Origin of the sequence: Bacillus sp. FSL R5-0603, from assembly GCF_038050295.1 — a bacterium.
GTDB lineage: Bacteria > Bacillota > Bacilli > Bacillales > Bacillaceae > Bacillus > Bacillus subtilis.
In genome coordinates, this window is record NZ_JBBOYP010000001.1 from 775551 (window position 1) to 789435 (window position 13885).

At 46.5% G+C, this 13885-nt stretch carries 14 protein-coding genes; 10 read left to right on the forward strand and 4 right to left on the reverse strand.

Annotation, left to right across the window (positions count from 1 at the left end):
* Positions 1 to 26: 26 nt before the first annotated feature.
* Together mscC and yfkAB are read right to left on the reverse strand one after the other, a co-directional pair.
* Entirely contained in the window at positions 27 to 869 is an 843-nt protein-coding gene (mscC, locus tag NYE56_RS03905) for a mechanosensitive ion channel protein MscC (RefSeq protein WP_010886444.1), read from the reverse strand.
* On the reverse strand, positions 870 to 1991 hold the full coding sequence (gene yfkAB / locus NYE56_RS03910; protein ID WP_003233655.1) for a radical SAM/CxCxxxxC motif protein YfkAB: 1122 nt from the start codon (positions 1989 to 1991) through the stop codon (positions 870 to 872).
* Between the two features lie 144 nt (positions 1992 to 2135).
* On the opposite strand from yfkAB, the gene NYE56_RS03915 reads away from it, so the two are divergent.
* Both NYE56_RS03915 and pdaA read left to right on the forward strand, forming a co-directional pair.
* Complete coding sequence (locus NYE56_RS03915; protein WP_003223132.1) at positions 2136 to 2321, forward strand: SE1561 family protein; 186 nt, start codon at positions 2136 to 2138, stop codon at positions 2319 to 2321.
* A 100-nt stretch (positions 2322 to 2421) separates the two neighbouring features.
* Positions 2422 to 3213 carry a delta-lactam-biosynthetic de-N-acetylase gene (gene pdaA, locus NYE56_RS03920; protein WP_341283492.1) on the forward strand — a complete coding sequence of 264 codons (792 nt, stop codon included), beginning with the start codon at positions 2422 to 2424 and terminating at the stop codon, positions 3211 to 3213.
* Positions 3214 to 3250: 37 nt separating this feature from the next.
* Here pdaA and NYE56_RS03925 read toward each other — a convergent pair whose 3' ends face one another.
* Positions 3251 to 4111 (reverse strand): NAD(P)-dependent oxidoreductase, encoded by an 861-nt coding sequence (locus NYE56_RS03925; RefSeq protein WP_076458582.1) that lies wholly within the window; start codon positions 4109 to 4111, stop codon positions 3251 to 3253.
* Between the two features lie 98 nt (positions 4112 to 4209).
* Positions 4210 to 5169, reverse strand: coding sequence for a magnesium/cobalt transporter CorA (corA, locus tag NYE56_RS03930; RefSeq protein WP_341283493.1), 960 nt, complete (start codon positions 5167 to 5169; stop codon positions 4210 to 4212).
* A 117-nt stretch (positions 5170 to 5286) separates the two neighbouring features.
* Here corA and NYE56_RS03935 point away from each other — a divergent pair, with 117 nt between their 5' ends.
* From NYE56_RS03935 to acoC, 8 genes are all read left to right on the forward strand, one after another.
* Positions 5287 to 6150: a DNA-3-methyladenine glycosylase family protein gene (locus tag NYE56_RS03935; RefSeq protein ID WP_341283494.1), complete on the forward strand. Its 864-nt coding sequence runs from the start codon at positions 5287 to 5289 to the stop codon at positions 6148 to 6150.
* A 113-nt stretch (positions 6151 to 6263) separates the two neighbouring features.
* Complete coding sequence (gene rlmD, locus NYE56_RS03940) at positions 6264 to 7664, forward strand: 23S rRNA (uracil(1939)-C(5))-methyltransferase RlmD (RefSeq protein ID WP_341283495.1); 1401 nt, start codon at positions 6264 to 6266, stop codon at positions 7662 to 7664.
* 422 nt (positions 7665 to 8086) lie between these two features.
* A complete protein-coding gene (locus tag NYE56_RS03945) occupies positions 8087 to 9064 on the forward strand; it encodes a tRNA dihydrouridine synthase (RefSeq protein ID WP_341283496.1) in 978 nt (325 codons plus the stop codon).
* Between the two features lie 176 nt (positions 9065 to 9240).
* Positions 9241 to 9693, forward strand: coding sequence for a DUF6884 domain-containing protein (locus tag NYE56_RS03950; protein ID WP_341283497.1), 453 nt, complete (start codon positions 9241 to 9243; stop codon positions 9691 to 9693).
* A 29-nt stretch (positions 9694 to 9722) separates the two neighbouring features.
* Complete coding sequence (locus NYE56_RS03955; RefSeq protein WP_341283498.1) at positions 9723 to 10412, forward strand: YfjL-like protein; 690 nt, start codon at positions 9723 to 9725, stop codon at positions 10410 to 10412.
* Between the two features lie 229 nt (positions 10413 to 10641).
* Entirely contained in the window at positions 10642 to 11643 is a 1002-nt protein-coding gene (gene acoA, locus NYE56_RS03960) for an acetoin:2,6-dichlorophenolindophenol oxidoreductase subunit alpha (protein WP_341283499.1), read from the forward strand.
* 3 nt (positions 11644 to 11646) lie between these two features.
* A complete protein-coding gene (gene acoB, locus NYE56_RS03965; protein ID WP_167560157.1) occupies positions 11647 to 12675 on the forward strand; it encodes an acetoin:2,6-dichlorophenolindophenol oxidoreductase subunit beta in 1029 nt (342 codons plus the stop codon).
* 13 nt (positions 12676 to 12688) lie between these two features.
* On the forward strand, positions 12689 to 13885 hold the full coding sequence (gene acoC, locus NYE56_RS03970; protein WP_341283500.1) for an acetoin dehydrogenase complex dihydrolipoyllysine-residue acetyltransferase: 1197 nt from the start codon (positions 12689 to 12691) through the stop codon (positions 13883 to 13885).

Genomic DNA, 13885 nt, shown 5'->3' on the forward strand with positions numbered 1-13885 from the left:
TTCCAACTCGGAATCAGTTTTTTTGTTTATTGGGTTCTCTCGATTCGGACCGCTTCCTCAAGCATTTGCACATTGTTTTGGTAGAGCTGGCGAACGAGAACCCGTCTTACTGCAAGGCTGGCACTGAAATAATCATCATCTTTCACCATGCCTTTAACCGTAAATTCGACGCCGCGATTGATTTTATTCAATGCGGTGATGCCGTGGATTTGAAATGGTTCTGTCGGATTGCCGAATTCATCCCGCTTCAATGAATCACGAAGCTCTTCGTTCAGCATGTCACATGCCTCTTCCAACACGCTGTACACGCGGTCCGGATCTTCTTTAAAGCTGATAAGAAAGGATTCGGTAATCCGCATAAAATCAATATTATAGTTCTCTATTTGTCTGACCTCGCCGTTGCTGATGGTGAGCAGCTTCCCGCTCCATTCCCTGATTTGCAGCGAGCGGAGGCCGATTTCCTCCACTGTCCCGTTGAACAAGTTGTTGACAGTGACATAATCGCCTTTGTGCAGCTGGCGTTCATATATTAAGAACACACCAGCCAGCACATCTTTGATCAGCGATTGGGCGCCAAAACCGATCACGATACCTGCTACGCCCGCCCCGGCCAATATCTTGCCGAAATCATGCACAAATAAAGAAATAACGTAAAAGATAAAACCAATTGTTGCCGTATATTGGGTGACAGAACGGACAAGGCTTTCAATCGTTTTTTCCTTTTTTTCTTCAATAAAATCCGTCCGTTTAAAAAATAGCTGTACCAGCCGGTTGATGATAAAGACACCGATCCAAAGGATAACGGCAACGAGGAGAATATCGACGATTTTATTTTGAAAAATCTCCGTAAGTGTTTCTTTCATCCGCATCTAACTCCTGGCTTGACGTTTTGTGAAGTCTGTATCCTGATAATAACTGTTTTTGACAAGAACATTCGGTCCGAGGCACCGGACATTCGGGCAGTGGCAACTCAGTTCTTTCGCAAGCTTGGTCTCTCTCCACTTTTCATAGGCGGAAGGGAGGCTGTCCGTCTGAATGTTGCCAAGCGGCGGGGTATCACCGAAATCGGTCACGATAATGTTTCCGTCGAAAATGTTCACATTCAGGCGGGACCGGCCGTCAGGGTCATTTCGCACTGTGACGTTTTTCGCCGCGCGAAGCCGGCGAAGCAGCTTTTGGTCGTCTTCGTCCGGACTGCAGGCATAAAACGGCAGCGTTCCGAACAGCATCCACGTATTTTCATCACGAATATCCAGCAAGCGGTGAATGGCCTGTCTCATCTCTTTCAGGCTGAGGGATTCAAGAGCGCTTGCGAAATCGCTTGGATACATTGGGTGGACCTCGTGACGCTGACATTTCATATCTTCTGTGATTTGGCGGTGAATATGCTCAATATGCGGAAGTGTTCGTTTGTTCAGCATCGTTTCCGCAGATACCATAACCCCAGCGTCCACGAGCGTGCGGCTGTTTTCGATCATTTTTTCAAAATAGCGCGCGCGCTGTTCGAAGGTCGGTTTTCTGTCCATCATGGCAAAGCCGATTTCAGCAAAATCTTCAACTGTACCCCAGTTATGAGAAATATGTAGCACATCGAGATACGGAATGATCCATTCGTACCGCTCGATGTCGAGGGTCAGATTTGAATTAATTTGTGTCCGCACACCCCGTTCATGGGCATATTTCAATAAAGGAACAACATATTCTTTTACTGATTTCAACGAAAGCATCGGCTCTCCGCCTGTGATGCTGATGGATCTGAGGCGCGGGATTTCCTCCAGCCGTTTTAACAGAAGATCTATTGGCAGAGCATTGGGGTCTTTAGGCTGCAATGTATAGCCTACAGCACAATGCTCGCATCTCATATTGCACAGTGTCGTCGTTGTGAATTCAACGTTTGTCAGCTGCATGTCTCCGTATTGGTCAACATCCATATAGGCTTCCCAAGGATCAAACTCAGGCGTAATCGGACGCAGCTTCGTGTTTTGTGTCATGACTATCTAACTCCTTTATAAATGGGCATACTAACGCTGCCAACAGTTAATTTTAGACCTGATTTGCCAAGATCGCAAGTAGCGCGGCGATTGAAAAACGGCAAAAAATGAGCTACCATAATAAAAAATGAATGGAGGAACAGAATGGGGAACGCCGTAAACAATAAAGATCAGCAGATTGATTATTTAAAGAACAGACTTGACATGTTTATGAACGTCATCGATTCATTAGACCCTGAAGCAACCGACGTTGAAGATATAGACAGGCTTATCAGCATGCTTGATGACCTGGAAGCCAAATACGAACGTTTTAAAAAAGATTGGGAATAAAACCGCGCGCCCGCTGCGGTTTTTTTATTGGCATAAAGCAACAGTATAAAACAAAGCCCCTATCTGTAAAATAAGAAAAAATGCAGAAGGAGCGCTGGCCATGAAGTGGATGTGTTCAATATGCTGCGCCGCCGTATTGCTTGCCGGAGGTGCAGCACAGGCGGAAGCGGTGCCGAATGAGCCGATTAATTGGGGCTTTAAACGAAGTGTCAATCATCAGCCGCCAGATGCCGGGAAGCAGCTGAACCGCTTAATTGAAAAATATGATGCGTTTTATTTAGGGAATACAAAGGAAAAAACGATTTACTTAACGTTTGATAACGGGTATGAAAATGGCTATACGCCAAAAGTGCTTGATGTCTTAAAAAAACATCGCGTAACAGGAACGTTTTTTGTCACCGGGCATTTCGTAAAGGACCAGCCTCAGCTGATTAAACGAATGTCAGATGAGGGCCATATTATCGGCAACCATTCCTTTCACCATCCGGATTTAACGACAAAAACAGCTGATCAGATTCAGGATGAACTTGATTCAGTCAACGAAGAGGTTTATAAAGTTACGGGAAAGCAGGACAATCTGTACTTGCGTCCGCCGCGCGGCGTGTTCAGTGAGTACGTACTGAAAGAAACGAAACGCCTCGGCTATCAAACCGTTTTCTGGTCGGTCGCTTTTGTTGATTGGAAAATCAACAACCAAAAGGGAAAGAAATATGCCTACGATCATATGATCAAGCAGGCGCACCCGGGAGCCATTTACCTGCTTCACACCGTATCGAGGGACAATGCAGAAGCGCTGGATGACGCGATTACAGATCTGAAAAAACAGGGCTACACATTTAAAAGCATTGATGATCTGATGTTTGAGAAAGAAATGAGGCTGCCGTCTTTGTAAAAGAGAAAAACCTCTCCTTAAACGGAGAGGTTTTTCTTTATTTTATACATTTAATCAGTGCGGCCCAGTCCAGATCCCCGAAGCCTTTCTCAATCCCGCATTCAAAATGGCTCTTGGCCAGCTCGGCAAGAGGAAGATTTGCAGAAACCTGTTTTGCGGCGGCGAGTGCCAGGTTGGTATCCTTCAGCCCTAAAGACATTTTGAAGCCGGCCGGCTCAAATTTCTGCTCGGCCATAATGGTTCCGTAATTTTGATAGACTGGAGAACCAAAGAGCGCGCTGGCGATTTCTAAAAATTGTTTTTGTTCTAAGCCGTATTTCTCCATCATTAAAAAGGATTCAGATAACGCCTCCAGCATGGACACAAGCAAGAAATTGATGCTGATTTTGGCTGCATTTGCCGTCTTGCTTTCTTCGCCGACATCAAATACCTGCTGGCTCAGGCTGTCGAGCAAAGGCTTGGCAGCTTGCTTTGCTTCCGCCGGTCCGGCTGTTATGATACGGAGCGCGGCTTTGGCTGCGGCATCCGGTCTGCCAAGGACAGGAGCGGCGAGAAAAAATTGTCCTTTCTCTGCATGAGCTGCTGCGAGCTTTTCTGAGAACTCAACACTGATTGTGCTCATCGAGATGTGAATGCCGTTCTCTGCTAATCCTTCAAGCAGCCCGTCTTCTCCGAATGTCACGGTGCTGACAGAATCATCATCTGCAAGCATTGTGATGACAATATCAGCGGACTTTGCCGCCAGCCGCGGCGTATCAGCTGCCTGTGCGCCTTCTGTGACAAGGTCTTCTGTCTTTTGTTTCGTCCGGTTATAGACAGTCAATTCGTAGCCTGCTTGAAGAACATTTCGGGCAATGGGCTGTCCCATATTGCCGAGCCCGATGACAGCAATTTTCAATCTGATCACTCCCTGAATATTTTTTCCATTATAAACAATATGAACAGAATATGCATAGCGATCGGCTTACAACAAAAAAGAACAGCTGCTCGCTGTCCTCATTTAAAAATATTGAACCATCCTTTATGTACAAACCAAATCAGCATTCCAATCACAAGCGCGGCCATCAGGCCAAGTACAGCGAAATATCCGTATTTCCAATGCAGCTCCGGCATAAAGTCGAAGTTCATACCGTATACACCGGCAATAAAGGTGAGCGGGATGAAAATGGTTGATACGATCGTCAGTGTCATCATAATCGCATTCATCCGGTTTGAGTTTAGCGTCACGTAGCTGTCACGCAAGTCGGACGTCATGTCACGGTTGGATTCCACAATTTCAGACAACTTTAACAAATGATCATATATGTCGCTGAAATAGGCTTTCGTTTCCCGCTGTTCTTTCACATGGTCAAGGCTTAAAATCCGGTAGAGCAAATCACGCATCGGAATAATTGTCCGTCTCAAATGCAATAGGTCTGTTCTGAGATCAAACACCTCGTTCATCAGCGTTCCATACGTTTTGTGGGGACGGCTTTCTTCAATTTCATTCAGCCGGTCTTCGATTTTATACACGAGAGGAAAATATTCATCGACAAGCTGATCCATGATCATATAAGAAATATGCCCGGGTCCTTTTTTCAATATGTCCGGTGAAGCATACAAACGCTCCCGGACTTTAGCGATACCGGGCGTTTCGTGTAAATGAAAGGTGACGACAAATTTTTCACCTTGAAAGATATCGACTTCCTCCGTCTCAAGTGTTTCCTTATTCAGCGCATGAATCACGTAAAAACGATAGCCGTCATAATGGTCAAGCTTCGGCCGCTGCATATGCTGGAAGCAATCCTCAATGGCAAGCGGGTGAAAATGAAAAAAATCTCTCAATAATGCTGTTTCCGTATCCTCCGGGCCGTAAAAATCAACCCAGTACCATGCAATATCAGGGTGTTCCACTCGTTCGATCGGTATATTTTTCAGCAGCTGATGCTCTGTTGTGATTGCGGTAATGTTGATCATAAACAACCCTCCACCTGCCATTATATCATGCGGTCTTTATGAGAAAAGTATACGGTACTCTCTGCCTAATTCCAGCGGCATGTTATACTGAACAAAAACGGAAAAAGGGTGGATCTCATGTGGAAGGAAAAAGTATCTGTCACGCCTCCGTATCATTTTGACCGCGTGCTGGACAGGCTGTCTTTAGACCCCCTCAATGCTGTTGATCGAGAGGCGAGGGAAGTCCGTGTGCCAATCAGAAATCAAGCAGGGGACGTATGTATTGTAAAGGTACAGGCGTTAGGCCATGCGGGCGAGCCTGAGTTCCTCGTCAGCGGGGAAACGGATCAGGAAGAAATGATGAAGGAAATCAAGCGGATTTTTCAATGGGAAAATCATTTGCAGCACGTTCTGGATCACTTTTCAAAAACGAGCCTGTCCGCCATTTTTGAAGAGCATGCCGGGACGCCGCTTGTTCTGGACTATAGCGTGTACAACTGCATGATGAAATGCATTATCCACCAGCAGCTTAATCTTTCCTTCGCTTACACGCTAACAGAACGATTTGTTCATGCGTTTGGCGAGCAGAAGGATGGCGTGTGGTGCTATCCAAAGCCGGAAACGATTGCAGAACTCGAGTATCAGGATCTGCGTGATCTGCAATTCAGCATGAGAAAAGCGGAATACACCATTGATACATCAAGGATGATCGCAGAAGGCACACTCAGCTTGTCAGAGCTGCCGCATATGGCGGATGAAGACATTATGAAGAAACTGATCAAAATCAGGGGTATCGGCCCGTGGACCGTGCAAAATATCCTCATGTTCGGACTTGGCCGTCCCAATTTATTCCCGCTTGCCGATATCGGCCTCCAGAATGCCATCAAACGCCACTTTCAGCTGGACGATAAGCCGGCAAAGGATGTCATGCTGGCGATGAGCAAGGAGTGGGAGCCTTATTTAAGCTATGCGTCTTTATATTTGTGGAGGAGTATAGAATAATTCATCTGACAATGAAGGAAATTCTGCAAACGTGTTATACTAGAAAGATGTGAAAAAACCATTTCACTTTCTGCCATCCGCAGAAAGCTTCATATAGAAACGGAGAGAACAACGTGAACCAACAAAAGAAACAGGCGCCCGTCGAACTGAAGGTCGGACAAACCTTTCCGCTGACGATTAAGCGTCTCGGCATTAACGGAGAAGGTGTCGGCTATTTTAAGAAAAAAGTCGTCTTCGTGCCCGGCGCGCTTCCTGGTGAAGAGATTGTTGTGCAGGCCACAAAGGTCCAGCCTAAGTTTTCGGAGGGCCGCATTAAGAAAATCCGCAAAGCGTCTGAGCACCGGGTGGCACCGCCTTGCCCCGTGTACGAACAATGCGGCGGCTGTCAGCTTCAGCACCTTGCATACAGCCAGCAGCTTCGGGAAAAACGCGACATCGTCATTCAGTCTCTTGAACGCCATACGAAGTTTAAAGTAGAGAACATGGAAATCAAAGAAACGATTGGCATGGACAACCCGTGGAATTACCGCAACAAAAGCCAATTCCAGATCGGACGCTCGCAAAGTGGGAGCATCATCGCCGGCTTATACGGCCTTGATTCTCATGACATCGTGCCGATTAAAGACTGTATCGTTCAGCATCCGGCAACGAACAAAACAACAGGCATCGTCCGCCGCATTTTAGAGGACTTCAATGTGTCTGTTTATAATGAAAGAAAACGAAAAGGCGACGTTCGCACGATCGTGACGAGAGTCGGCTTTGAAACAGGCGAAGTGCAGGTCGTGCTTGTAACCGCAAAAGAAACGCTTCCGCACAAGGAAGAAATCGTCAAAGCGATTCAAAAGCGATTGCCAGAGGTCAAATCCATTATTCAGAATGTAAACGGGGCGAAAACCTCAGTGATTTTTGGTGAGAAAACAAAACCGCTCGCCGGAAAAACAGTGATTCAAGAAGTGCTCGGCGACGTATCTTTTGAATTGAGCGCCCGCGCTTTCTTCCAGCTCAATCCGGAACAGACCGTCAAGCTGTATGATGAAGTGAAAAAAGCGGCGCAGCTGACCGGAAAAGAAAAAGTCGTTGATGCGTATTGCGGCGTCGGCACTATCGGCATGTGGGTGGCGGACGGAGCGAAGGAAGTCCGCGGCATGGACGTCATCAAGGAATCAATTGACGATGCCAAGAAAAACGCCAAAAAACACGGCATGGCAAATGCCACATACGTAACAGGAACAGCCGAGCACTGGCTCCCGAAATGGACGAAAGAAGGCTTCCGCCCGGACGTCGTCATCGTAGACCCGCCAAGAACCGGCTGTGACAGCACGTTCCTGGACACGATCAAAAAAGTCAAACCGAAACGCTTCGTCTACGTTTCCTGCAATCCATCCACGCTTGCGAAGGATTTGCAGACGCTGTCGAAGGACTATAGCGTGGACTATATCCAGCCTGTCGATATGTTTCCGCAGACGGCGCATGTTGAAGCAGTGGCGAGACTTGTATTGAAATCGTCTCATTAATTCCTAATTAGATCTGGATTTCGGTAGAATGAACATTGCCGATTTCCGGGTCTTTTTCATGCATAGCCTGCCCGGACTATCTGTTCTTGAGATCACTAAAGATGGAAATTTGGTTGGAAACTTTATGTTTACTCACACATAGTGTGTGGGTTTCAATTTTCACTTTTTGATCAGGTCATTTCTCGATTTTTCAGGAGTATAAAACCGAAATCAGGATCATGTACCTTACCGTATGCCCCAAACTGCCTTTTCTATTTTTCGGTTTACTTTTTAAGTGTAAAGAGTGAAATGTTCAAAATTTACTATAGATTGATAAGAAATGCTTTCGCATGCGATAAGTGTAAAAAGAAAGCATGGTCAGTTTTTAAATATTGAGATACAGGTATAGCTGTATCCTCTAATGAAAGGATTTGATTTTTGTTATGACAGAAAATTTCTGGCGTGAATTGCCACGGCCATTTTTTGTACTGGCACCAATGGAAGATGTGACAGATGTTGTTTTCCGGCATGTAGTAAGTGAAGCAGGCAGACCGGATGTGTTTTTTACAGAGTTCACAAACTCAGAGAGCTATTGCCACCCGGATGGGAAGGATAGCGTGCGCGGCCGTTTGACTTTTACAGAGGATGAACAGCCAATTGTGGCCCATATATGGGGAGATAAGCCTGAAAACTTCCGTAAAATGAGTATTGGCATGGCAGAGTTAGGATTTAAAGGACTAGATATCAATATGGGCTGCCCTGTGCCTAATGTTGCGGGGAATGGAAAGGGAAGCGGCCTTATTTGCCGTCCTGCAGTTGCGGCAGAATTAATACAAGCTGCAAAAGCAGGGGGATTGCCTGTAAGCGTGAAGACAAGACTTGGATACACGGATGTGGATGAATGGCGCGAGTGGCTGACACACATTTTGAAACAGGATATTGCCAATCTTTCTATTCATTTGCGTACAAGAGCGGAAATGAGCAAAGTAGATGCCCATTGGGAACTCATCCCGGAGATTAAGAAACTTCGTGACGAGGTGGCACCAGATACACTGTTGACAATCAACGGGGATATCCCTGACCGCAAAATTGGCTTAAAACTTGCTGAACAATACGGTGTTGATGGAATTATGATTGGGCGTGGTATTTTTACAAATCCATTTGCCTTTGAAAAGGAGCCGAAAGAGCATAGCAGCAAGGAATTGCTTGATCTCTTAAGGCTGCATCTGGATCTTCATGATAAATATTCAGCATTAGAAGCCCGTCCGTACAAGCCTCTTCCTCGCTTTTTCAAAATTTATCTCCGCGGGTTCCGAGGGGCAAGTGAATTAAGAAATCAATGCATGAACACAAAGTCAACAGATGAAGTGCGTGCATTGCTCGACGACTTTGAGAGAAAGTATCTTGATGGGATAGAGTAACTGCAGTGCTTGATTCAAAAAAGGCTAACACAATTCTTGACTAAAATAAACCTGGATTTTCGGTAAATCCGGGTCTTTTTTGTACGCAGCTTTTACTCAGCCTGTCTGTTCTCTAATTTATTGTAAGAAAATAATGGTATATTTAGTGGAGATATCTTATAAAGGGGGAGAGAAAAATGAAACGGCTATGCATCATCCCCTGCGGCAAGAAAAAAATCTGGGACGTCCAGCCTGATGCCGGGCCGGTAAGAGCAGAGGACGCTTATCTCAGCCCGTTTCATCAGGCGTGCGAGCGGTATGCGAAAACATTTTTCGATGAGTGGGTGATTTTGTCTGCGAAGCACGGGTTCCTCCGTCCTGGTGATCTCGTATCGGGAAATTACGATGTCACTTTTGGCACCGGTCATCCGGAAATCATGACAGCGGACGAGCTGCGCCGCCAATTTCACGAAAAAGGCTTTTCAGACATCGAAGAGCTTGTCATGCTTGGCGGGAAAAAATATCGAAGCGTTCTAAACGCCGTCATCGGAGAACACCAGCATATCAGCTGGCCGCTATCATCTTACAAAGGCATAGGCTATATGCTCCAAGCGCTGAACCGGGCTGTTGAAGAAAAGCATGAACTGTAACACGTACATATGAAGAAAAGAGTGGGAACATGAAAAAACTTGTGTTTGGCTTGCTTGCCATTGCGTTATTCGGATGCGGACTATATATCTATCATGTATGGTTCGGTGATCCATTTTCGAAAAATGCTGCAGAACAGAAGCTAGTCTCTTATGTGAAACAAACCTATTCTAAGAAAGAAATCAAGATCACGAATGGGGTATATAACGCTAAAACCTCTGAATATGTATTCGAAGCAACCTCCCAATCTCATCGCTACCCAATGTGTACGAAGGGATTTCTGCATCCTAAAGTAACGTGCGATGGAATTGAAGAAGCGTATACCGAATCAGTATCAAAACATGTAAATGAAGAATCAACGAAGGCAATCGAAGCAGATCTGAAAAAAGCGGTTCCTCGACTTATAAAAGCTGATGCTGCTTTGAGTATTGAAAACGGACAGTTCACGTTAGATACAAAATGGAACAAACAGCTGGCTGAAAAAGCGCCTATGAGCATGACGATTCAGTTAGACGCCAGCGGGTTATCAAAAACAGATGCCGCAAAGATGGCGGAAACGGTCAGAAAAACGCTTAATGAAAAGGGATATACATACTCAAACGGCACGATAGACTGTATGCAGAAGGACGGGGACGGCGATATTGGATATGTCAAATATTCAATTGATTTTCTTTCAAAAGCAGCTATTCAGTCAAACGATGCAGAGAAACTAGGAAGTTAAAAAGATTTCCAAGGAAATAAATACGTCGATCATTGTCAAAGGCCGGGTGATATCCGGTCTTTTTTGCATGCTGTAAAACGAGACAAATGAATCAGTTTGAGACAAAACGAGACACACGTCTCAAACTGTCTCCAAAGTGAAGACGAGAAGACTGATTTTACGGGCTCAAAAGACTGGCACACTTCTTGCATTTATAATGGTGAACCCTAAATAGAAGGAGGCGCACAAAATGAAATTGTTAAAACGAGAAGGCTTGTCATTAACTGAGAAAAAAGCGCTGTGGATGTACCAAAAGATGCTGGAGATCAGGGGCTTTGAAGACAAAGTGCATGACCTGTTCGCCCAGGGAGTGCTTCCCGGATTTGTTCATTTATATGCCGGTGAGGAAGCCGTGGCTGTAGGGGTGTGCGCTCATTTACATGATGGCGACAGCATTACAAGCACTCACAGGGGACATGGACATTGTATCGCCAAAGGCTGTGATCTGGACGGCATGATGGCGGAAATTTTCGGGAAAGCGACCGGATTGTGCAAAGGCAAGGGCGGTTCTATGCACATTGCGGATCTTGATAAAGGCATGTTAGGCGCAAATGGAATCGTCGGGGGCGGCTTTACGCTCGCATGCGGATCAGCGCTAACGGCTAAATATAAACAGACTAAAAATGTAAGCGTTTGCTTTTTCGGGGACGGGGCAAATAACCAAGGCACCTTCCACGAAGGGCTGAATTTAGCGGCTGTATGGAACCTTCCTGTCGTATTTGTTGCTGAAAACAACGGCTATGGCGAAGCTACCCCATTTGAGTACGCATCAGCCTGTGATTCAATCGCCGATCGGGCGGCTGCTTATAACATGCCGGGGGTGACAGTTGACGGCAAAGATATTTTAGCAGTTTACCAGGCAGCCGAGGAAGCGATAGAAAGAGCAAGAAACGGCGGCGGCCCGTCTTTGATTGAATGTATGACCTACAGAAACTACGGCCATTTCGAAGGGGATGCCCAGACCTATAAAACGAAGGATGAAAGAGTTGAGCACCTTGAAGAAAAGGATGCCATTCAAGGTTTTAAAAACTACCTTTTAAAAGAAACAGATGCTAATAAGCTGTCAGACATTGAACAGCGTGTCAGCGAATCGATTGAAAAAGCCGTCTCGTTCAGCGAAGACAGCCCATATCCAAAAGATTCGGAGCTGCTGACAGACGTGTACGTTTCATATGAAAAAGGAGGAATGTAAGAGATGGCGAGAGTCATAAGCATGTCAGACGCGATCAATGAGGCAATGAAGTTTGCGATGAGAAGAGACGAAAATGTGCTTTTGATCGGTGAGGATGTCGCCGGGGGAGCGGCGGTCGATCATTTGCAGGATGATGAAGCATGGGGTGGTGTATTAGGGGTCACAAAGGGACTCGTACAGGAATTCGGGCGTACAAGAGTGCTGGACACTCCGATTTCTGAGGCGGGCTATATGGGTGCGGCTATGGCTGCGGCATCAACCGGTTTGAGACCGATTGCCGAGCTGATGTTTAACGATTTTATCGGCACGTGCTTTGATCAGGTGATCAACCAAGGGGCGAAATTCCGTTATATGTTCGGCGGAAAAGCGCAAGTGCCGATTACCGTCCGCACCACATACGGAGCAGGGTTCCGGGCCGCTGCCCAGCATTCACAAGCGCTTTATGGCCTTTTCACGAGCATCCCTGGACTGAAGACGGTTGTTCCATCCAATCCGTATGATGCCAAAGGTCTTCTGCTTGCAGCAATAGAAGATAATGATCCGGTGTTCTTCTTTGAAGACAAAACGTCCTACAACATGAAGGGCGAGGTGCCGGAAGATTATTATACAATTCCCCTCGGAAAAGCGGATATCAAACGCGAAGGCAATGATGTTACGCTCTTTGCAGTCGGCAAGCAGGTCAATACTGCGCTTGAAGCGGCTGCACAGCTTTCAGAGAGGGGCATCGAAGCCGAGGTCCTTGATCCGCGCAGTCTGTCTCCTCTGGATGAGGATGCGATTTTTACATCGTTAGAAAAAACAAACCGGCTGATCATCATTGATGAAGCCAATCCGCGATGCAGCATTGCCACGGATATTGCTGCGATTGTCGCTGACAAGGGCTTTGATTTGCTTGATGCGCCGATTAAACGGATTACAGCGCCGCATACACCGGTTCCGTTTTCACCAGTGCTTGAAGATCAATATTTGCCGACACCAGATAAAATTGTCAGCGTCACGCTTGAATTGCTTGGCGAGCCGGCAATGAATTAAAGGGGGGACACAAATGGCGGTAAAAGTAGTGATGCCAAAATTGGGAATGGCCATGAAACAAGGGGAAGTATCGATATGGAATAAAAAAGTAGGCGACCCGGTTGAAAAGGGAGAAAGCATTGCCAGCATTCAATCGGAGAAAATTGAAATGGAGATCGAAGCGCCTGAAAAAGGAACGCTGATCGATATCAAAGTGAAAGAGGGAGAAGAGGTTCCGCCCGGCACAGCTATCTGCTATATCGGGGACGCCAATGAGTCGGTGCAGGAAGAGGCGGGGGCGCCTGTTGCTGAAGACAATATGCCGCAAGCCGTTCAGCCCGTCAAACAAGAAAACAAACCCGCAGCCTCCAAAAAAGATCGAATGAAAATATCTCCAGTCGCCAGGAAAATAGCAGAAAAAGCAGGATTAGACCTAAAACAGCTGAAAGGTACTGGACCAGGCGGAAGAATCGTGAAGGATGACGTAACAAAGGCGCTGGCTGAACAGAAAAAAGCTCAGGCAAAACCTGTTTCTGATCAGAAAGCGCAGGAAACCCCGGTGACAGGCATGAGAAAGGTCATCGCTGCCCGAATGCAGGAAAGCCTGGCAAACAGCGCGCAGCTGACGATCACGATGAAAGCTGATATCACCAAGCTTGCCACTCTTCAAAAACAGCTTTCACCAACTGCGGAAGAGAGATACGGCACAAAACTGACGATCACTCATTTTGTCTCAAGAGCCGCCGTTCTCGCTCTGCAAGCTCACCCTGTGCTGAACAGCTTTTATCAAAATGAGCGCATTATCACACATCCCCATGTACACCTTGGTATGGCTGTAGCCTTGGAAAATGGCTTAGTGGTGCCTGTCATCCGCCATGCTGAAAAGCTATCGCTGATTGAACTGGCTCAATCCATCTCAGAAAATGCCAAAAAAGCACGCGAGGGACGTGCGGGAAGCGAAGAACTGCAAGGCTCTACCTTCTCCATTACAAACCTTGGCGCGTTTGGAGTTGAGCATTTCACACCGATACTAAATCCGCCGGAAACAGGCATTCTCGGCATCGGAGCAAGCTATGACACACCGGTGTATCAAGGGGAGGCGATCGTCAGAAGCACGATCCTGCCGCTCAGCCTGACATTTGATCACAGAGCGTGTGACGGCGCCCCTGCCGCTGCATTCCTGAAGGCGATGAAAACATATTTGGAAGAACCCGCAGCATTAATTTTATAG